At 63.4% G+C, this 20340-nt stretch carries 19 protein-coding genes; 11 read left to right on the top strand and 8 right to left on the bottom strand.

Going from position 1 to position 20340, the window contains the following annotated elements; all coding sequences use genetic code 11:
• Positions 1-32: 32 nt before the first annotated feature.
• Both EWH10_RS02025 and EWH10_RS02020 read right to left on the bottom strand, forming a co-directional pair.
• A complete protein-coding gene (locus tag EWH10_RS02025; RefSeq protein ID WP_044660065.1) occupies positions 33-2450 on the bottom strand; it encodes a TonB-dependent receptor in 2418 nt (805 codons plus the stop codon).
• Between the two features lie 260 nt (positions 2451-2710).
• Positions 2711-3304, bottom strand: a complete 594-nt coding sequence (locus tag EWH10_RS02020) for a VOC family protein (RefSeq protein ID WP_044660064.1) — start codon at positions 3302-3304, stop codon at positions 2711-2713.
• A gap of 270 nt (positions 3305-3574) precedes the next feature.
• Here EWH10_RS02020 and EWH10_RS02015 point away from each other — a divergent pair, with 270 nt between their 5' ends.
• From EWH10_RS02015 to EWH10_RS01995, 5 genes are all read left to right on the top strand, one after another.
• Entirely contained in the window at positions 3575-4252 is a 678-nt protein-coding gene (locus EWH10_RS02015; protein WP_242495886.1) for a beta-keto acid cleavage family enzyme, read from the top strand.
• Between the two features lie 86 nt (positions 4253-4338).
• Complete coding sequence (locus EWH10_RS02010; RefSeq protein ID WP_044660063.1) at positions 4339-6678, top strand: transketolase; 2340 nt, start codon at positions 4339-4341, stop codon at positions 6676-6678.
• A 1-nt stretch (position 6679) separates the two neighbouring features.
• Positions 6680-7975: a pyruvate dehydrogenase complex dihydrolipoamide acetyltransferase gene (locus EWH10_RS02005; RefSeq protein WP_065846000.1), complete on the top strand. Its 1296-nt coding sequence runs from the start codon at positions 6680-6682 to the stop codon at positions 7973-7975.
• A 110-nt stretch (positions 7976-8085) separates the two neighbouring features.
• Positions 8086-9270, top strand: a complete 1185-nt coding sequence (locus EWH10_RS02000; protein ID WP_044660061.1) for an acetyl-CoA C-acyltransferase — start codon at positions 8086-8088, stop codon at positions 9268-9270.
• A 14-nt stretch (positions 9271-9284) separates the two neighbouring features.
• On the top strand, positions 9285-10046 hold the full coding sequence (locus EWH10_RS01995; protein WP_044660060.1) for an SDR family NAD(P)-dependent oxidoreductase: 762 nt from the start codon (positions 9285-9287) through the stop codon (positions 10044-10046).
• 378 nt (positions 10047-10424) lie between these two features.
• Here the strand turns inward: EWH10_RS01995 and EWH10_RS01985 are convergent, their stop codons facing one another.
• Both EWH10_RS01985 and EWH10_RS01980 read right to left on the bottom strand, forming a co-directional pair.
• The gene (locus EWH10_RS01985) at positions 10425-10871 is read right to left on the bottom strand and encodes an NfeD family protein (RefSeq protein WP_025551422.1); all 447 of its coding nucleotides are present in this window, start codon (positions 10869-10871) and stop codon (positions 10425-10427) included.
• Complete coding sequence (locus EWH10_RS01980) at positions 10868-11839, bottom strand: SPFH domain-containing protein (protein WP_044660059.1); 972 nt, start codon at positions 11837-11839, stop codon at positions 10868-10870. Before EWH10_RS01980 ends, EWH10_RS01985 begins: the two co-directional genes overlap by 4 nt.
• 80 nt (positions 11840-11919) lie before the next feature.
• Here EWH10_RS01980 and EWH10_RS01975 point away from each other — a divergent pair, with 80 nt between their 5' ends.
• Both EWH10_RS01975 and EWH10_RS01970 read left to right on the top strand, forming a co-directional pair.
• Positions 11920-12735: an HpcH/HpaI aldolase/citrate lyase family protein gene (locus tag EWH10_RS01975; protein WP_044660058.1), complete on the top strand. Its 816-nt coding sequence runs from the start codon at positions 11920-11922 to the stop codon at positions 12733-12735.
• Positions 12736-12937: 202 nt separating this feature from the next.
• A complete protein-coding gene (locus tag EWH10_RS01970) occupies positions 12938-13648 on the top strand; it encodes a hypothetical protein (RefSeq protein WP_229742403.1) in 711 nt (236 codons plus the stop codon).
• A gap of 114 nt (positions 13649-13762) precedes the next feature.
• On the opposite strand, the gene EWH10_RS01965 is transcribed toward EWH10_RS01970, so the two are convergent.
• From EWH10_RS01965 to EWH10_RS01955, 3 genes are read right to left on the bottom strand one after another with little or no spacing between them, the layout of a single operon-like run.
• Positions 13763-14356, bottom strand: coding sequence for a YdeI/OmpD-associated family protein (locus EWH10_RS01965; RefSeq protein WP_044662742.1), 594 nt, complete (start codon positions 14354-14356; stop codon positions 13763-13765).
• Positions 14357-14361: 5 nt separating this feature from the next.
• A complete protein-coding gene (ubiG, locus tag EWH10_RS01960; protein ID WP_044660056.1) occupies positions 14362-15099 on the bottom strand; it encodes a bifunctional 2-polyprenyl-6-hydroxyphenol methylase/3-demethylubiquinol 3-O-methyltransferase UbiG in 738 nt (245 codons plus the stop codon).
• A gap of 32 nt (positions 15100-15131) precedes the next feature.
• A complete protein-coding gene (locus EWH10_RS01955; protein WP_044660055.1) occupies positions 15132-15359 on the bottom strand; it encodes a hypothetical protein in 228 nt (75 codons plus the stop codon).
• Positions 15360-15539: 180 nt separating this feature from the next.
• Here EWH10_RS01955 and EWH10_RS01950 point away from each other — a divergent pair, with 180 nt between their 5' ends.
• From EWH10_RS01950 to EWH10_RS01940, 3 genes are all read left to right on the top strand, one after another.
• Positions 15540-16805, top strand: a complete 1266-nt coding sequence (locus EWH10_RS01950) for an aspartate kinase (RefSeq protein WP_025551431.1) — start codon at positions 15540-15542, stop codon at positions 16803-16805.
• A 131-nt stretch (positions 16806-16936) separates the two neighbouring features.
• Positions 16937-17947 carry an NAD(P)H-dependent flavin oxidoreductase gene (locus EWH10_RS01945; protein ID WP_044660054.1) on the top strand — a complete coding sequence of 337 codons (1011 nt, stop codon included), beginning with the start codon at positions 16937-16939 and terminating at the stop codon, positions 17945-17947.
• A gap of 252 nt (positions 17948-18199) precedes the next feature.
• Complete coding sequence (locus EWH10_RS01940; protein WP_044660053.1) at positions 18200-19039, top strand: hypothetical protein; 840 nt, start codon at positions 18200-18202, stop codon at positions 19037-19039.
• Between the two features lie 4 nt (positions 19040-19043).
• Here EWH10_RS01940 and EWH10_RS01935 read toward each other — a convergent pair whose 3' ends face one another.
• Positions 19044-19478, bottom strand: coding sequence for a winged helix-turn-helix transcriptional regulator (locus EWH10_RS01935; RefSeq protein WP_025552091.1), 435 nt, complete (start codon positions 19476-19478; stop codon positions 19044-19046).
• Between the two features lie 99 nt (positions 19479-19577).
• Here EWH10_RS01935 and EWH10_RS01930 point away from each other — a divergent pair, with 99 nt between their 5' ends.
• The gene (locus EWH10_RS01930; protein ID WP_044660052.1) at positions 19578-20318 is read left to right on the top strand and encodes an SDR family oxidoreductase; all 741 of its coding nucleotides are present in this window, start codon (positions 19578-19580) and stop codon (positions 20316-20318) included.
• Positions 20319-20340 lie beyond the last annotated feature (22 nt).

The following is a 20340-nucleotide window of genomic DNA, read 5'->3' as shown; positions in this document are numbered from 1 at the left end:
GTCGAGCCGATGCAATCGGATCGGAATCTGCTCTAGAATTTCACAGCGGCGCGGGCGCCATAAGTGCGCGGCGCGGCGCGGGTCGATACGAGGATGTTGGCGATGGGTTGCGTCGAGGAGAAGACCGGGGTGCGGTTATTCTCGATGTTGCGAACGAACGCAGCGATCGACCAGTTTCCGTTCGCCGGACCGAAGCTCAACTGCGCATTGCTGCGCCAGACGCCCGAGGCGCGCTGTTCGGGGAGATAGAGGAAACCCAGATACCGGGAACTGCGATATTGCGTATCGGCACTGGCGACGAGGTCGAAATCGCCGACATGAATTGTCTGTTGGGCAGCGATGTTCAGCGTCCATTTCGGCGAGTTGAAGCCCGGCTTGCCCGCGCAATCCACATTATAACGGTTCGCCGCGGTATCCAGAGTGGCGATGCAGCCGGTCAATGGCGGCACGCCGCTATTCTGGTTTACGTAGGTGAACGACTTGTTGCGGCTGTCGAGATACTGGACGTCGCCACTGATCAAAGTCGTCGGAGTGGCCAACACCCGCGCCTCCACCTCGATACCGCGAATGCGCGACTGCCCGATATTCTGGGTGATATTGGTGATGCGTCCGGCAAGGTCGGGACGGACGGACGACACCTGCTGGTCCTTATATTCCCACCAGAAACCCTCGATGTTGAGCTGCACCCGGTTGTCGAAAAACCGGTTCTTCGATCCGACCGTATAGGCTGTGATAAATTCGGGATCATATGTCTCGAAACCGGTGGCGGCTGAAAAGCCGCCCGACCGATAGCCGGTTTCGACGCTCGCATAGAGCATCGATTGCTGGGCCAGATCGAACTCGACCGCGCCGCGATATGTCACGCGGCGGTTGGTCAGGCGCTGATCGTCGTTTCGGTCGCCGCGGATGAGGAGAGCCCCTGTGGGCACGCCGCCAACGCGCAGCGGCACCGGCGGTGATCCCGCCGCGGGGAAGGCGAAGGGAAACTGCGCCGGCGTCTCCACAACGGGAAAGAGCGGAGCGTTGGGACAGGTGGGCACGCCCGCGACCCGTAGCTGGCAGACGATCGCGCCTGAGATGCTCGTGCCGGCGAACCGCTTGCGATCCTCGGTATAGCGGATACCGCCGACAAGTCTGACGCGGTCGTTCAGATGGAGTGTCAGCCGGCCGAAGGGCGCGATCGATTCCGTGACGTAGCGCGCGTTGGAGAATGCTGCCGAAGCCGAGGTGCTCAGCGCGACATCGGCAGAGATGTCCTCATGATAGTAAAGCGCGCCTATCGTATAGTCGATGCTGCCGACGCGGTTGCCGGCGAAACGTGCCTCAAGGCTGTATTGCTCATCGGTCTCGCGCTGGAGCGCCCCGAAGGCGCCGCTGGTCGCCAGATAGTCGAGCTTGTTGTAGCGCCATGCAGGGATGACCGAGAGCGTGCCGATTGGCGTTGTCCACTCGATCAGCCCGTTGGCGCCGTAAAACCGATTGTTCTGATAGGGCGCGATGGCCAGCGGGTCCAGCTTGCGGCCTGCGGGGCCGGCGTTGACGGTGACGCGATAGGCCTGCGCCAAAGGCGTGAGCACGCCATCGGAGGCAGGCACGCTCGCCGGCGCAAAGGCGTATCGGCCGGCCAGAGGATTATAGACATAGTGCCCGTCGTAACCGACGCTCGTACCCACGCCGCCCAGATCCGCATGGTCGGCGGCGAGGCGAACGGTCAGGTTGGGCGTCAGGCGTGCCTTCAACTGCACGCGCAATGCGGCAATATCCTCGTCAGATGTTCCATCGCGATTATAGCCATCCCGCTTCGAGCGCATGCCCGATATGCGGAGAGCCCCGTCATCGCCCATGGGTATGTTGACCGCTGCTTCCGCGATGAGGGCATCGTAATTGCCATAGCTCAGGGAGCCATGGCCGGAAAAATCGCCAGGCTTCGGCTGCACGGGGATGACGTTGATCGCGCCGCCCGTCGCGTTGCGGCCGTACAGCGTTCCTTGCGGACCTTTCAACACCTCGACCCGTTCGAGATCGTAGAAAACGCCGACCGTGCCGGTCGGGCGGCCCACATAAACGCCGTCATAGTTGAACGCAGAGGCCGGATCGCTGTTCTGGGTAAGGGTAAAATTGCCGACGCCCCGGATGAAAATCAGATTGCCGGTACTCGTCGGCTGGATGGAGAGCGCAGGAACCTGTTCGTTGAGCCGATCCGCCTGCGTCACGCCGGCCTTCAGCAGCGCGGCGCCGTCGACGACATTTATAGCAACCGCCGCGCGCTGCGAGCTTTCGACCCGGCGCTGGGCGGTTACGATGATTTCTTCCAGACCCGTTCCATTGGCGGTGGATTCCTCCGCCGATGCGGGTTCCTGCACGGCCGACCCCGCCGGCGCGCCTTGCGAGAGGGCGATCCCCGGCATCAAACAAACGGACGCAACGGTCGTCACCAGCCATACACGCATCTTTTCCTCCCGACATTTATCTATGATCTGCCGACATTCACCGGCTTTGTTGTATTATTGAAGATTAGCTATTCAAGGAAACGATGGCGGTTTCTGTCCCATGATAGGCAGCGGGCATCAGGGCCGTCGGTTCGATGAAGCGGATGAAGCAGCCGGCGCCGCGCGTGCGCCAGCCGCAAGTTACGAGCAGCCCTGGGCCGACGGAATCCCTCGACCCTGTTCAGGCCCGGCACGCGGTTCCCGATGGAATCCCGGCCTCGTCAGATCTTGACTGCGTCCAGTCCCACCGGTCCGCTTGCAGGACGCCGTTTGAGTTCCGTCTCGTCCTCACCCGCAAGCATCCGCTGACGCAACATGTCCGGGTCGAACTCGACGCCGATGGGATTGACGTTGAACTCTTCCGTAAAGAAGAACTTCGTCGATTCTTCGACAGTCTCGAAATTCTCGACCTGGAATTCGAGATGATTGCCGTCCGGGTCGCGATAGTAGAGCGAGGTGGTGGGGCCATGATTGATCGCCCATGCAGGCGCGATCCCAAGATCTTTCAGGCGCTGATAATTTTCCAGCAGGTCGTGAAGCGAGTCATAGGTGAAGGCGATATGATGCAGGCCGACATCGGAACCGTCCTGGTCGTGCAGATCGGGAACGGCCACGATCGCGATGCGATGATGCTCTTCATCGTAGGACAGGAAAGACAAGCCCGGATTTTCGTAGGCGGCCGTCGCATGCATCACGAGCTTGTACCAATCCACCATCTCCGTGAAGCGGGACGTGCGGAGAACAAAATGAGCGAGTTTCGAAGGCGGAACAATTTTCGCCGCGATCTCGGATCGGCGTTCATCAAGCATCTGCATTGTCTTCTCCTTAGTCTCTCTTTTCCGTCGGGACGGCCACGCCGCCCATCATTTGCGCGCCTTGTTTCCTTCGGGCGCCGCCCTTCGCCGAACAAACCCGCAGGATTGCGCGCTCCGCATCGCGGGAGTTTAGTCGCCCAAAGCTATAAAACCGATATGGCAGAAACTTGCCGGCGATAGCTGGCACCTATCGGCTGCCTGGCATCCGCACATCCGCAGCAAGCGCAATCAAGGGACCTGAGCGATGCCTGCCACGCATCTCAGGGCGGGATGCGCCATCTGCCCATGCCCGTCCAGGAGCGCATCGCGGCCGCGCTCCGGTTCCAGCCCGAGATATGCTCGCTCAACATGGGGAGCATGAACTTCGCGCTGTTTCCCGTGGCGGGCAAGATCACGGAATGGAAATATCCGTGGGAAAAGGACTATATTGCCAATTCGGACGATTATGTCTTCCGCAACAGCTTCCGTGACATCGCCTATATGTTCGAGACGCTGGGCGGCATGGGCACCAAATATGAGCATGAATGCTATGACCTTTCGCATCTCTACACGCTGGCGCACTTCATCGATCGTGGCCTGATCAAGCCGCCATTCTTCGTCCAGATGGTCTTCGGAATCCTGGGTGGAGTGGGCGCGCACCTCGAAAACCTCGTGTTCATGAAGGAAACCGCGGACCGGCTTTTCGGCAAGGAGAGCTATAAATGGTCGGTGCTGGCGGCGGGCCGCCACCAGATGCCGTTCATAACCCAGGCGGCGCTGCTGGGCGGGCATGTTCGCGTCGGGCTTGAGGACAGTCTTTATATCGGACGTGGCGAACTCGCCGCATCGAACGCCCAGCAGGTCGAGAAGATCAAGCGCATCCTGGCCGAACTCGGCCATGAGCCCGCGACACCCGCCGAAGCGCGCGAAATGCTGGGCCTGAAGGGCGCCGACCGGACGCTCATCTGATCACGCAAGAAGCCGCGGAGGGTGTGACACCCGCGGCGGCCCTCCTCAATTTATCGACCGCCGATCGAATTCGAAGGATCAAGTGCATGGAAGCCGCGAGCAGCCAGTCGCGACGCGACATCGTCAACGCGCTCGAGCATCTCGATACGCGATTATTGTGGCTTTCCTCCTGGATGATTCACAACGCCAATCATCTTCGGCCGAAACGTGATGGCCTGAAGGTCGGCGGCCATCAGGCCAGTTGTTCGTCGATGACCGCGATCATGGCGGCGCTCTACTTCCATGCCCTTCGTCCGCAGGACAAAGTGGCGGTCAAGCCGCATGCGGGGCCGGTACTGCATGCCATCCATTACCTGCTCGGCAACCAGACCCTCGATCGCATGCAGAAATTCCGCGGTCTGGGGGGTGTGCAAAGCTATCCTTCCCGTACCAAGGACACTATCCCCGTCGACTTCTCCACGGGCTCGGTCGGCCTGGGCGTCGCGGTCACGGCTTTCTCTTCACTCGTCCAGGACTATCTTATCGCGCACGGCCAGGTGCGGGAGGAGGATGCGGGTCGCATGATCGCGCTGATGGGCGATGCCGAACTCGACGAGGGCAATATCTACGAATGCCTGATCGAGGGTTACAAGCACGATCTGCGCAACTGCTGGTGGATCGTCGACTATAACCGCCAGTCGCTGGATGCGACCACGGCGGATCGCATGTTCCGGCGCTTCGACGATATCTTCGAGACATGTGGCTGGCGCGTTGTCACGCTAAAGTACGGAAAGATGCAGCAGGCCGCCTTCGCTCAGGCAGGCGGCAAGGCGCTGGAAGAGTGGATCGACAGCTGCCCGAACGCCGAATTCGCTGCGCTGACCTATCAGGGTGGTGCAGCCTGGCGCGAGCGGTTGATGGCCGACATCGGCCAGAAACCGAACGCCCGGAAGCTGCTCGACAGCTATGACGACGAGGCTCTGGCGCGGCTCATGACCAATCTGGGCGGCCATTGCATCGAAACGCTGGTCGACGCATTCGACAGCGCGCAGGACGACCGGCCGACCCTGTTCATCGCCTATACGGTCAAGGGCCACGGGTTGCCGCTCGCGGGCCACAAGGACAATCACTCGGGCATGATGAACCCGGCCCAGATGGAGCAGTTCCGCACCGGCCTGGGCATCAGGGAAGGCGAGGAGTGGGAACCCTGGGGCGGCCTTGGCGACAATGCCGCAACAGAGCTGAAGGCTTTCATCGCCGACAGTCCGATCGCGAAGGTCAAGACGGAACCGCTGGCGCCCGCAATCGCCGTTCCGGCGATCCGCGCGCCCGAGGGTGCCGAACAATCCACCCAGGCCGCTTTCGGACGCATCCTGCTCGACCTCGCCAAATCGGGCGAGGAGCTGGCCGATCGCATTGTCACCACCGCGCCTGACGTCACCCAGACCACCAATCTCGGCGCCTTCGTCAACCAGCGCGGCCTGTTTCGCCGGCAGGAGCTGGCCGACGTGTTCCACAAGGCGAAGATTCCCTCGGCACAGAAATGGGCGCAGCATGCGGCGGGTCAGCATATCGAGCTGGGCATTGCAGAAAACAACTTCTTCCTCATGCTGGCCTCGCTGGGCCTTGCCGCACCGCATTTCGGTACACGGCTGCTGCCGGTCGGCACTGTCTACGACCCGTTCATCGCCCGGGGTCTCGATTCGCTGAACTATGGCTGCTATTCGGACTCCCGCTTCCTCCTGGTGGGCACGCCGTCGGGAATCACGCTGGCAGCGGAAGGCGGCGCGCACCAGTCGATCAACACCCCGCTGATCGGCATGGGTCAGCCCAATCTCACCTATTTCGAGCCGGCCTATGCCGACGAGCTGGCCATGATGATGGCTTATGCCTTCGACCATATGCAGCAGCCTGACGGCAGCTCCGTCTATCTGCGCCTGACGACCCGATCGATCCCGCAGGTCGCACGCGATGACGTCAGCTGGCAAGCCGACCTGTTGAAGGGCGGTTACTGGCTGCGTCGTCCTTCCGAAGGGGCTGAAGCCGCGATTGCCTTCACCGGCGTCGTCGCGCCCGAAGCGTTGGCGGCGTGGGAAAAGCTTGTCGACGACATTCCGGGTCTCGGCCTGCTCAATGTCACCTCACCTGACCTGCTCCATCGCGGCTGGTCGGCCCGTCGCGCCGCGCGCTGGACCGATGAAACGGCCGCGCCCTGCCATGCTGAGACGTTGCTATCCGCGCTGGCACCGGGCGCGGGCCTGGTGACGGTGCTCGACGGATCGCCCGCCGCGCTGTCCTGGCTCGGCGGCGTCAAGGGCATGCGGGTGAGCCCGCTCGGGACCGACCGTTTCGGCCAGACCGGGGACCTGCCCGATCTCTATCACGCCTATCGGCTGGACAGCGACGCCATCATCGAAGCCGCCGCCGAACTTTTCCTGGGAAACTGACATGGCCATCGAACTGAAGATGCCGGCGCTGTCGCCGACGATGGAAAAGGGCACGCTGGCAAAATGGCTGGTCGCCGAGGGCGATCTGGTGAAGGCCGGCGATCTCCTCGCCGAGATCGAGACCGACAAGGCCACGATGGAATTCGAAGCCGTGGACGAGGGGAGGATAACGAACCTCGTGGTTCCCGAAGGAACGGCAGACGTTGCGGTCGGCACGGTCATTGCCGTCATGGCGGAGAATGGCGAGACCGCGCCCAGGCCGGTGCTGGCCGGCGCCGAGCCGACGATCGCCCGACCTGTCGAGGCCGCGCAAGCGCCCGCTCCATCCGCTCCAGAGTCGGTCCGGCCAAAGCCCGCGCCAAGGGTGCCGGCGCCGCGCACCCGTGTGTCGCCCGCCGAGCGGGTGAAGGTTAGCCCGCTTGCATTGCGCATTGCGGAGGCGAAGGGCATTGACCTTGGCGGCATCACCGGTACCGGCCCCAACGGCCGCATCGTTCGCGCCGATCTTGGCATCGGGCCATTGGTCACCCCGCGCCACGACCCGGTCGCACGGTCGATCGACGCCGTGCCGTCCCCTGTCGCGACCATCGCCCCACCGCCTTCCGGCGTTCCTGTCGAGACGGTCAAGCTCAGTTCGATGCGAAAGACCATCGCGCGGCGCCTCACCGAATCCAAGCAGACGGTGCCGCACTTCTACCTGACGGCACGCTGCAACATCGATCCGCTGTTGAAGCTGCGCAGAGAATTGAACGCCTCTCTCGCGCCGCGCAGCATCAAGCTCAGCGTCAACGACATGCTGATCAAGGCCCTGGCGCTCGCGCTCGTCGAAGTGCCGGACGCGAACGTCCAGTTCGGCGGCGAGGAGCTGCATCGCTTCGCGCGCGTCGACATATCGATGGCGGTTGCGATCGACGGCGGCCTCATCACTCCGGTGATCAAGGGCGCTGAGGCGCTGTCGCTTTCCGCCATAGCGACGCAGACGAAGGCGCTCGCCGCGAAGGCGCGCGATGGCAAGCTGCTGCCCGAGGAATATCAGGGCGGCACCTGCTCGATCTCCAATCTCGGCATGTTCGGGATCGACGAGATGTTTCCGGTGATCAATCCGCCCCAGGCTCTCATTCTGGGCACGGCCGCAGGGGTGGAGCAGCCGTGGAAGGTCGATGGTGCCGTGGGGCTCGCGACGATCATGGCGACGACGGCGAGCTTCGATCATCGCGCAATCGACGGCGCCCTGGCGGCCCAGTTCATGCAGTCATTCCGCGGCCTTGTCGAAACGCCGATCCTGCTGTGCAGTTGATCATGACAAGTGCCGGGGGGCGCTTGTTCTTCCTCAAATCATTCGAGGAAGGCGCTGTCCAGATCCGTGGAGCAGGAGCGGACATATCCGCCTGAAGCTGAAGGAAATTTATGCAGACCGACCCTATCGTGATTGCCAGTTATGCCCGCACTCCGATGGGCGGGTTTCAAGGCGCGTTTTCATCGGTCGCCGCAACGGAGCTTGGCGCTATCGCCGTCCGTGCGGCAGTCGAACGCGCCAAGGTGCCGGGCGAAGCAATCGACCGCATCTACATGGGATGCGTGCTGCCGGCGGCGCTCGGCCAGGCGCCGGCGCGACAGGCCGCTCTCGGCGCCGGGCTTCCGGAGAGCGTTCAGGCCACGACAGTGAACAAAATGTGCGGCTCTGGCATGCAGGCAATCATCATGGCGGCCGAAGCGCTGCGAGCGGGCGCCGCCGACGTCATCGTCGCCGGAGGCATGGAAAGCATGACCAATGCGCCCTATGCCCTTCCCAAACATCGCTCTGGCGCTCGGATCGGACATGACCGCGTCATCGACACAATGATGATGGACGGTCTCGAGGATGCCTATAGCGTGGGCAAGCCGATGGGCGCGTTCGCGCAGGATACGGCGGATGCCTATCAGTTCACGCGCGAGATGCAGGATGCCTATGCGCTTCGGTCGCTGGAGCGGGCGCGGGCCGCAATCGAAACGGGCGCCTTCGCCGAAGAAATCGTGCCGGTGCCTGTAAGGACGCGGTCAGGCTCGCAATTCATCGCAACGGACGAGCAGCCGGGGAGGGCGCGGCCGGAGAAAATACCGACGTTAAAGCCTGCATTCGCGTCAAACGGCACGATCACTGCGGCGAGTTCGGCATCGATCTCCGATGGCGCGGCGGCCATTATATTGACTCGGCGGAGCGTTGCCGAGCGGCTCAAAATGCCGGTAATAGCGCGCTTGAGCGGGGCCGCGGCGCATGCGCATGCTCCCGCGCTCTTCACCACCGCTCCCGTTCACGCCATCCGGACGTTGCTCGGCAGAACAGGCTGGTCGGTTGAGGATGTCGACCTGTTCGAGGTGAACGAAGCCTTTGCCGCGGTAGCGATGATCGCGGCGCGCGATTTGGCAATCCCCGATGACCGCCTCAATGTAAATGGCGGGGCGACAGCCCTGGGCCATCCGATAGGCGCGTCGGGCGCGCGCATTCTGGCAACCTTGCTGGCGGCGCTTCAACGCCGGGGCGGTCGGCGCGGCGTCGCGGCCCTGTGCATCGGCGGCGGCGAAGCGACCGCAATGGCAATTGAACTGATTTGAGGGAGAGACAAGCGATGAACATCGATGGCGTTGCAGCAATCGTCACGGGAGGCGCATCGGGGCTCGGGGCTGGCACGGCACTGCGCCTTGCCCGCTTAGGAGCCAGGGTCACGATCTTCGACCTCAATTCGAAGCTCGGCTCCGCACAGGCGGAGGAGTTGGGAGGACATTTCCTGGCCGTGGATGTGACGGACGAAGTCGCCGTTCACGCGGCGATCGCGGAAGCTGAGGCGCGGCACGGCGTCGCTCGCATCCTGATCAATTGCGCCGGCATCGCCACGCCGCGCAAGGTGATAGATCGCGACGGCAGTCCGATGCCGCTTGCCGACTTCTCCAGGATCGTGACGATCAATCTCATAGGTTCGTTCAATGTGCTCTCCGCCTTCGCCGCGCGGCTTCACACCGCCGAACCTGTTGGCGAGGAGCGCGGTGTCATCGTCAACACGGCGTCGGTTGCCGCCTATGATGGGCAGATCGGTCAGGCCGGCTATGCCGCGTCGAAGAGTGGAATCGTTGGAATGACACTGCCGATAGCGCGAGAGCTTGCGCGTTATGGCATAAGGGTCATGGCGATCGCACCGGGCATCTTCTGGACGCCGCTGCTCGCCGGACTGCCCCAGGAGGCCCAGGACTCCCTCGGAAAGCAGGTGCCGTTCCCCAGCCGGTTGGGGCAGCCCGGCGAATATGCGCAATTGGTGGAAAGCATCATAACCAACCCGATGTTGAACGGAGAGGTCATTCGCCTGGACGGAGCGATCAGGATGGCCCCCAAATAAGCGCGCAGCGGCGGCCCGAATGTCAAGGCAGAAATGATCGAGCGCTTTTCCGCAACGGCGCCAAATGCCGAAGCGGTTCGGGCGACTGCGGCGAGAGCATGGCCTCGCGGTCCATGCCGCCCTTGCCCTGTTCGACCCGGATCAGCATTCGCTTGCTGTCGATATTGTCGTCCTCTGTCGGAGATCCGCCTGAACGGCGTGGAGCCATGGCTTTTCAGAGGTCGGGTTTTGGGAAGAGAGAAGCGCTTCATCTTGGGGCTTCGTGGCTGAACATCTGTTTCCCGCGCGGCGACCAAGCTTGTCATCGGTGATCTCAACCGCCGGGATGGTTCGCCTTCAGAACATCCTCGATGCGATCCGCAACTTGGGTCATCGCCATCAAGCCGGTTCCACGGTCAGCACCGCAGCTTCCGCGCCCGTCACTCTCATTCTTGCACCGACTGGCGAGTCGGGGCCTCTGCACGACCAGACGCTGTCGCCCACCTTCACCCGGCCCCGGCCATTGTCGATGGGTTCGACGACGGTGACGACCTCTCCCACCAGCCGGGCGGTGCGGTCGTTGAGGAGCGGGTCTTGCGAGTCCACCGGATTGGCGGTGTACCAGCGTCGCCCGCCCCAGACCGACAGCAGGCAAAGGCCCGCGAAAAGCAGCAACTGAAGGGGGATGGAGACCGGAAACGCGAGAGCGACCAGACCGGTCAGCGCGGCGGCCAGCGCGACCCAGATCAGGAATACGCCCGGTATCACCACTTCACCCATGGCGAGCAGCGCGGCGAAGACCAGCCAGCCCCAATGGTCGTCCAGCATGGCGAGCCAGTCGGTCATGCCTGCCCCTGTCCGAACGGCCCGCGCCGCGACGGGGCAGGGGGCGGCGGTGGAGGCGCGGCGTCTCCCAGAGCCTCCCTGGCCAGCGCGCCGATGCCGCCCAATGTGCCGATCAGCTGAGTCGCCTCCACCGGAAAAAGGATCGTCTTGGCGTTGGGGGAGGTGGCGAACTGGCTCACCGCCTCGACATATTTCTGGGCGACGAAATAGTTGATCGCCTGCGCGTTGCCGCTGGCGATCGCTTCGGAAACCATCTGCGTTGCCTTGGCTTCGGCCTCCGCCTCGCGCTCGCGGGCTTCGGCGTCGCGGAAGGCGGCTTCGCGGCGGCCCTCCGCTTCCAGGATCTGGCTTTGCTTCTGCCCTTCGGCCTTCAGGATTTCCGATGCGCGCAGCCCCTCCGATTCGAGGATCAGGGCGCGCTTCTCGCGTTCGGCCTTCATCTGGCGGCCCATGGCGTTGACGATGTCGGCGGGCGGGCGGATGTCCTTGAGTTCCACGCGGGTGATCTTGATGCCCCATGCATTGGTGGCATGGTCGACCACCGAGAGCAGGCGGGCGTTGATCTCGTCGCGCTTGGACAGGGTTTCGTCCAGGTCCATCGACCCCATGACCGTGCGCAGGTTGGTGGTCGCGAGCTGCATGATCGCGACATAGAGTTCCGACACTTCATAGGCCGCCTTGGCCGCGTCCAGCACCTGGAAGAACACGACGCCGTCGACCGAGACCATGGCGTTGTCCTTGGTGATGATCTCCTGCCCCGGAATGTCGACCACCTGTTCCATCATGTTGATCTTCCGCCCGACGGCGTAGAAGAAGGCAGGGTAGAAATTCAGGCCGGGGCGCGCGACTTCGGTGAAGCGGCCGAAGCGTTCGATGGTATATTGATAGCCCTGGCGCACGACCTTGACGCTCACCGCCAGGTAGAACAGCACCAATAATGTCACCGTCAGCGCGAATGTCGTCAGCATCTCTGCCTCTCCCCCGAAATCCGCTTGGACTATGACGCGAAATCATGAATGGGAAAAGGCAAAGTGATAGGAGTTCCATCATGTTGTTGCGCCACGCCCGATCGCTGCTGTTCCTTCCCGCGTCCAACCCGCGCGCCATTGCCAAGGCGCGGACGCTGTCCTGCGACATGGTGATACTGGATCTGGAGGATGCGGTGCCCGACGGCCGCAAGGAAGAAGCGCTGGCCAATGCGGTCGAAGCGGTTGCGGAGGGATTTGGCAGTCGTCTCTCGGCAGTGCGCATCAATGTCGAGGGCGCGCCCTCTCATGGGCGGGAGATGGTCGCGCTCAAGGCATCGGCCGCGGATTATGTGGTGCTGCCCAAGGTGGAAAATCCCCGTCAGGTGAAGGATGTGTTCAGCGTCTGCCACAAGCCGGTGATCGCGATGATCGAGAGCGCGACGGGCGTGCTGGCGGCGCAGGCGATCGCGGCGGCGGAGGGCTGCGCGGGGCTGTTCATGGGGAATAACGATCTGCGGCAGGATTTGGGGATACCGCCGTCGGCCGGGCGGGAAGGGCTGGCCCTGTCCCTGCAATCCGTCATCCTTGCGGCGCGAGCGGCGGGGATCGCCGTGTTCGATGGTGTCTTCAACCGGCTGGACGATGAAGCGGGTTTCGAAAGCGAGTGCGCGGCGGGGCATGCGCTGGGCTTCGACGGCAAGACGCTGATCCATCCGAGCCAGGTGCCGGTCGCCAATCAGGTGTTCGGTCCCGACCCCCAGGCCGTCGCCGATGCACGGCGGCTGGTCGAGGCGGCGACGGGCGGGGCCGAGCGGTTCGAGGGGCGAATGATCGAAAGCATGCATGTCGAGGAGGCGAGGGCGCTGATCGCGCGGGCCGACGCCGTGACGGCATAGCCGATGCCGGAACTGAAATATCCGCATGGATAACCCGGTGCAACGGTCATAAAATCAGGGAAAGGACGTGAATCCGCGATGTTTCCGGATGCGTCATAAATGTCACTGTCAAATAAAAATTAATGGCATTTTTATGGCAAAATGTTAATGTTTGATTTGCGGGGTCGGAGATTCTGCGAGGTCCATCATGTCCAGGTTGAGGATGGCGGCGAGTGCCGCCAGTTGTATCGTTGCGCTCTTTTTCGGCGGCGCTGCGTCCGCGGGGGAGGTACAGTGCTGGCAGCCTTATGAAATAGAGGCAGCGCGTGTCAGAGATCTTCAGATCATGTTGATGCTGGGATCGCTGAAATGCCGATCGACCAATAGCGAAATCACCGCGAAATACGATAAATTCTATGAGAGGATGGGAAATGCGGGCAAATATAATAATGCATTGAAACTGCGTTTCATGCGTGAAAACGGCATTGCCGACGGGCAACGTGCCTATGACGACTTCATCACGAAAATGGCCAACAGTCATACGGATGGCGTGCAATCGGCGGGTTTCTGTCAAATGGCCGACACGCTGATGACGTTGGCCACCAACGCCGGTCAGGACGAACTGCCTGTGTTGGCGCGGAATTTTTCGGAAAAGCCGGCTGGCGTGGGCGATGTCTGTGAACTGAAGACGGCTGCTGCGGCGCCTTTGGCCGCGCCGCCGCCGGTGGCGGAACCAGCGATGCCGGTTGCCGTGGCGGAAGCGGCACCGCCCGCCGTCACGCCGCAATCGGCGGCCGCAGCGCTGGAGGCGGCGGCCATTGCGCTACAATCGGCTGCCGCGAGCCTCAAGACTCCGGCTGCCGATGTGGCGCCGAAGGATGCCGTGTCGGATGCCCAGCCGACGATGGTGGCTGTGGCGAAGCCGGTGAGTTGAGGGTGTCATGGGTGCCGCGCCTTTGGGGAGCGCGGCACGGGGAAATGCGAGCCCCGGAACGCTTTTTCAGTCCCCGCTGCGTTCCTCCGGTCTCCATCCCCGGCTCACCGCTTCTCAGCGTTTTTCATATCTCCAGTTGCGGCCCTTGCCCGCCGCGATCCATTCGACCGCCTGTGCGATGCGCCTGTCGCGGGTGGCATCCGTTTGCGCATCGTTGATCCACTCGCAATAGTCGCGCACCTTGCCGGGCGGGAAGCCTGCCCATGTTGCCGCGGCGGCAGGGTCGGCGTCGAGGGCCGCCGCGAAAGCGGGATGCAGGGGGAGCGGTGCGCGAGGCGTCTTCACGCCGCTGCGTGGCTCGTTGCCTGCCTCTATCAACGCCATGGCTTTCCTCAAAAGAGCTGCGATCGTGGCATCGTCCGGCAGATCTTGCAGGCTTCGAATCCGGCCGAACTGGCCCATGGCTTCGCCACGACTGCTGTCCGGCGCAACCTTGTCATGCCAGAAGCCGAAGGCGACATGCCGCTGGAAGCCGGCCATGTTGCAGAGGTTTTTGTCCCGATAGGTGAAGAAGGGCATGCCCCATTTGACGGTTTCCGCAATGTCCGGCGATGCCGCGTGGATCAGACCGCGCAAATGGCGGAGGATCGGCTGTGCGAAATCGGCCTGCCGGGCGATGTAGGCGTCGATGCGGGGATCGACCGCCATCGCCATCAGCCCTGCCGGTGCCGGGCGGTCAGCAGATAGTTGATCGCCTTGTTGGGCGAAAGGATGAAGCCCCTGGCCGGTGAGAAGCTGAGTCCGCTGCTGTCGATCACCTCCAGCCCCGCATTCTCCAGCAGCTTCGCAAGTTCCTCGGGATTGAGGAATTTGTGCCAGTCATGCGTGCCCTTGGGGATGCCGCCGATGCTTTCCCCGATGGTGATCATGGCAAGGCGGGAGAGGGGGGTGCGGTTGGGCGTCGAAAGGATCAGCAGGCCGTCCGGGGCCATCTTTTCCGCCAGCGCGGCGACGAAGGCTGCCGGGTCCGCCACATGTTCGATCACCTCCATGCAGGTGACGAGGTCGAAACCTGTTTCCTCCAGTCGTTCCACCGGCGTGGCGCGATAGTCGATGGCGAGGCCTTGCCCCGCGGCATGGTTGCGCGCCACGGCGATATTCTCCTCCGCCGCATCCAGCGCGGTCAGGCTAGCGCCCAGGCGCGCCAGCGGTTCGGCCAGCAGGCCGGCGCCGCAGCCGACGTCCAGGGCGCGGCGGCCCGCCAGCGGACGGAAATCATGGCTCCGCCCCGGCCAATGCCGGTCGACGGCATCGCGAATATAGCGCAGCCGGACCGGATTGAGCTTGTGCAGCATGGCGCTGCTGCCATGGGGATTCCACCAGTCGGCGGCCATGGTGCCGAAATGGGCGGCTTCACGCGGGTCGATGGTGCTGGACGCAATATTCTCCATGGCCTCCTGCTACCAGTGTCCGGGGGTGCAGGCTATGGCTGTTTTTCGGCCTGTCTTGCATTGCCCGGCGCCGCCGATCCGAATTCGCGCGCCTTGTCCTCCTGGTCGAGGCGACGGTAGAGGTCCCGCGTCGCATCCTCGGTGCGGCGCATCTCTTCCGGCGTCCGGTGCCTGCGGTTGCTGAGCATCACGAAAATCAGCACGATCCCGAGCAGGATCGGCCCGCCGATCGTCACCATCGCCCATAAGCTGCTTTCCATCGCATCCTCCGTTCCTGGTCCCCGGACGGGCAATGACCGGCAGGCGGGTCGGTTCCTTCCGCTGCTGCCGCTACTCTGTCGCTTTGCTTGCCATATTCGCCGCTGCTGCTAATAGGAGCGCCGTTTTCGCGCCCCTCCGGGGCATTTTATTTCTTTTCAGCAGGCGGGTTCGACAGGCAAATGGCGCGCATCGTGATGAAATTCGGCGGCACCTCCATGGCGGGGATGGAGCGAATTCGCAACGTGGCCGCACGGGTCAAACATGTCGTCGAACAGGGGCATGAGGTCGCCGTCGTCGTATCCGCCATGGCGGGGGAGACCGACCGGCTGGTGGGTTTCTGCAAGGAAGCCTCGCCGCTCTACGATCCGGCGGAATATGATGTCGTCGTTGCTTCCGGCGAACAGGTGACGAGCGGCCTGCTGGCCATGACGCTGAAGGCGATGGGCGTGGATGCGCGGAGCTGGCTCGGCTGGCAGCTTCCGATCCGCACCAACGAAGCCCATGCCAAGGCGCGCATCGGGGACATCGACACGATCGACCTGCTGGCGTCGATGCGGTCGGGCACGGTGGCGGTCATCCCCGGCTTTCAGGGCATGATGGAGGATGGCCGCATCTCCACCCTCGGCCGCGGCGGGTCCGATACCTCGGCCGTTGCCGTCGCGGCGGCGGTGAAGGCGGACCGCTGCGACATCTATACCGACGTCGACGGCGTCTACACCACCGATCCCCGCATCGTGGCGCGGGCGCGCAAGCTCGACCTCGTCACCTATGAGGAGATGCTGGAACTGGCTTCGGTCGGCGCCAAGGTGCTCCAGACCCGCTCGGTCGGCCTCGCCATGAAGGAAGGCGTGGTCGTGCAGGTGCTTTCCTCCTTCGATGATCCCACCCAGGACGACCTCCCCGGCACGCTGATCGTCAGCGAAGAGGAACTGGAAGCCAAGCTCAAGGAAGACAAGATGGAACGTCAGCTCATCACCGGCATCGCCCATGACAAGAATGAGGCGAAGATCACCCTGACCCGCGTGCCGGACCGTCCGGGCGCGGTGGCGCACATCTTCGGGCCGCTGGCCGACGCCGCGATCAACGTGGACATGATCATCCAGAATGTCGGCCGCGACAAGGGCGAGACGGACGTGACCTTCACCGTGCCGGGCGCGGATCTTGCACGGGCGCTGGACGTGCTGGAAAGCCAGAAGGACGTGATCGGCTTCAACCGGGTGATCCCGGATACGAAGGTGGCGAAGGTGTCGGTCGTCGGCGTCGGCATGAAGAGCCATGCGGGCGTCGCCAGCACCATGTTCAAGTCGCTGGCTGATCGCGGCATCAATATCCTCGCCATCTCGACCAGCGAGATCAAGGTTTCGGTGCTGATCGACGAGGATGAGACCGAACTGGCGGTGCGTGTGCTGCACACGGCCTATGGCCTGGACGCGCCGGTCGCTTGACCTTTCCTTCCCTGCCCTTCAGGGGAGGGGCCGGGGATGGGGGACTGCCCCACAAAATAGCGCGTGGGGAGAACCCCCACCCCAACCCCTCCCCTGAAGGGGAGGGGCTTTATGATTCTAAGGGCTTGAACATGACCAACGCCAAACTCGCTTCCCTGATGGCCCGCGGCACCGATTTCCTGGGTTGCGAGGTCGCGATCCTGTGCGGGGCGATGAGCTGGGTGTCGGAGCGCAATCTGGTTGCGGCCATCTCCAATGCGGGCGGCTTCGGCGTGATCGCCTGCGGGGCCATGACTCCCGAGCTGCTCGACAGGGAGATCGCGGCGACCAAGGCGCTGACGGGCAAGCCCTTCGGCGTCAACCTCATCACCATGCACCCGCAGCTTTTCGAGCTGATCGAGGTTTGCGCGAAACATGAGGTCGGACATGTCGTCCTCGCCGGCGGCCTGCCGCCCAAGGGCAGTATCGAGGCGATCAAGGAGAAGGGCGCGAAGCTGATCTGCTTCGCTCCCGCGCTGGCGCTGGCCAAGAAGCTGGCGCGTTCCGGGGTGGATGCGCTGGTGATCGAGGGCATGGAGGCGGGCGGACATATCGGCCCGGTGTCGACCAGCGTGCTGGCGCAGGAAATCCTGCCGGAAATGGCGTCGCAGCTTCCCGTCTTCGTCGCCGGCGGCATCGGGCGTGGCGAACTGATCGCCGGCTATCTGGAAATGGGCGCGGCGGGCGTGCAGCTGGGCACCCGCTTTGCCTGCGCGGTCGAGAGCATCGCCCATCCGAACTTCAAGAAGGCCTTTTTCCGTGCATCGGCCCGCGATGCGATCGCCAGCGTGCAGATCGACCCGCGCCTGCCGGTCATCCCCGTGCGGGCGCTGAAAAACGCGGGAACCGAGGCCTTTACGGCCAAGCAGCGGGAGGTCGCCAATCTGCTCGACAGCGGCGCGGTCGACATGGGCGAGGCGCAGCTCCAGATCGAACATTATTGGGCGGGTGCGCTTCGCCGCGCCGTGATCGACGGCGATGTCGAGGGCGGTTCGCTGATGGCCGGGCAGTCGGTGGGCATGGTGTCGAAGGAGGAGCCGGTGGCCGACATCATCGCGCAATTGATGGACGAAGCGGCGGCGGCGCTGGAACGGCGCATCTAGGATATCGTGCAGAAAAGCGGGACTGGTTTTCTGCTTCAAAGGATACGCAACAAAAACTTGGAGCGCGCGACCAGCGTCCGATTTTGACGCAGCGGCCTGGGGCATACCGCATTCCCTTCGCAGGTGCGCGTCGCAGGGCAAATGGGACGAACCGAATCCCTCCCCGGACGAGCCGAGCCCGCTTTGGTCGTCAGGAACGCTTCGCTCTGCGATGAGTTGTGACGTCCGGATAATGATCAAAGGGATGCCAGGGTGCCGCCGCGTACCGTCGTTCGCCGTTTCTGTGAGTTTGCATCTGTCACCGCGCTCGCGCTGATCGCAGGCTGTTCCACGCCCGAGAAGAAGGCGCCGCCCACGCCGCCACCCCCGGTGGTGCCCACGATAAAGCCCCTGCCGCCGATGGGGGCGGTCGAGGAAATGGGCATTCCGGATGTGGGCGAGGACGGTAAATATCTGACGCCCAATCGCGGCGTGACGGCCAATACGGCGCTGTGGCACGTGCGCATGGCGCTGAACGTCGCGGCGCTTTCCTGTCATGGCGTGAACGAACCGGCGCGCATCCAGTATAACCGGATATTGCATGTGCATGAGGCGGCCCTGCGCGAAGCGAACGCGGCGGTCGACCGCAATTATTATGTCGCTTACGGTCAGGGCGGGCTGAAGGCGCGGGAACTGCTCAACACCGTCGTCTATAATTTCTTTGCGCTGCCGCCGGTGACGAAAAGCTTCTGCCCCGTGGCCATAGAGGTGGGGGCGAAGATACTGGCCATGCCGTCGAACCAGCTGCTGGCCTATGCGCCCGAAGCGCTCACCCAATTGGAAAAGCCGTTCCAGGAATTCTACGCCGCCTATGCCGATTATCTGCGGCGGCTGGCCGAATGGCAGTCGCGCTTCGGCGGGACGGTGAGCGTGGTGGTGTCGCCAACGCCGCTGCCGCCGCCGCCGACCCCGCCCAGGGAGATCGCGGCCGGTTTTGCGCCCGGTGCGCCGGGGACGCCGCCATCGGCTCTGGTGCCCGGCGCTCCGGTACGGGTAGAGGTGCCGACATTCCCGCTGACGCCCATGCGGGAAACCTTCATTCCCGCGCAATAATCCCTCAGTCGCGCGTGTCGAAACGGCGCCGGGCTTCCTCCACCGCTTCCAGATTGCGCTCCGCCCAGACCCAGACGCCGCAAAAGGCGGCGCTGAGGCTGTTGCCGAGCGGCGTCAGCGCATATTCGACGCGCGGCGGCACCACGGGATGGACGGTGCGGATGACGAGGCCGTCGCGCTCCATCTGACGCAATGTCTGGGTCAGCATCTTCTGGCTGATGCCTTCCACCTGTTCGGCAATGCGGGTGAAGCGGAGCGTGCCCCTTTCCTCCAGCAGTTCGAGGACCAGCAGCGTCCATTTATCCGCGACCCGGCCGATCAGATCGTTGACGAGTCGTTCGATCCGAGGGTCCAGCGGCGCTTCGGGATTGGTGTCGATAAAGGCTTCCGCTTCGGCGATTTCAGCCGGGGCAAAACGTTTTTGCAACGGATTTTCCATTTCTCACCTCTTGGTGCGTATGGCACTTTTCGGTGCCTTCTTTCAAAAAGAGAGTGTAGCTCTAGATTGCCGGTCACACCATCGCAAAAGGAGAAGACCATGCGTAAGAGCGGCAACACCATCCTCATCACCGGCGGCGGTTCCGGCATCGGCGCGGCGCTGGCGCATGAATTCCATGCGGCCGGCAATCAGGTCATCATCGCCGGGCGGCGGCAGGCGGCGCTGGACGCCGTGGCGGCGGAGCATCCGGGCATGGCAGCCCTGACCGTCGACATGGAGGACGCGGCGGCGATCGCGGCCTTCGCCGGAAAGCTGGTCGCGGACTTCCCCGCGCTCAATGTCGTGATCCATAATGCCGGGATCATGGTTGTGGAGGAGCGGATCGACCTTGCCATAGCGGAGGCCACCGTCGCCACGAACCTGTTGGGGCCGATCCGCCTGACCCATGTGTTGCTGCCGCATCTGCTGGGGCTGGAGGCGGCGACGCTGATGACGGTGACGTCGGGTCTGGCCTTCGTCCCGCTGGCGGCCACTCCCACCTACAGCGCAACCAAGGCGGCGCTCCATAGCTGGTCGCAGTCGATGCGGCATCAGCTCAGGGGTAGCAATGTCGAGGTGATCGAACTGGCGCCGCCGGGAGTGCAGACCGACCTGATGCCCGGCCATGCGGAAAATCCGCAGATGATGCCGCTGGACGAATTCATAGCGGAAGTCATGGGGCTGCTGGCGCAGCAGCCGCCGCTGGAGGAAATCTGCGTCGAACGGGTGAAGTTCCTGCGCGAAGCGGAGCGGCGCGGGGAGTTTGAGCAGGTGTTCGGGATTTTGAACGCCGGGCATTGAGCGGACATGAAACCTCCCCATG

Origin of the sequence: Sphingobium fuliginis (assembly GCF_004152845.1) — a bacterium.
GTDB lineage: Bacteria > Pseudomonadota > Alphaproteobacteria > Sphingomonadales > Sphingomonadaceae > Sphingobium > Sphingobium fuliginis.
The sequence above is the reverse complement of the archived record's forward strand: the minus strand, read 5'-3'. Positions and strand labels throughout refer to the sequence as shown.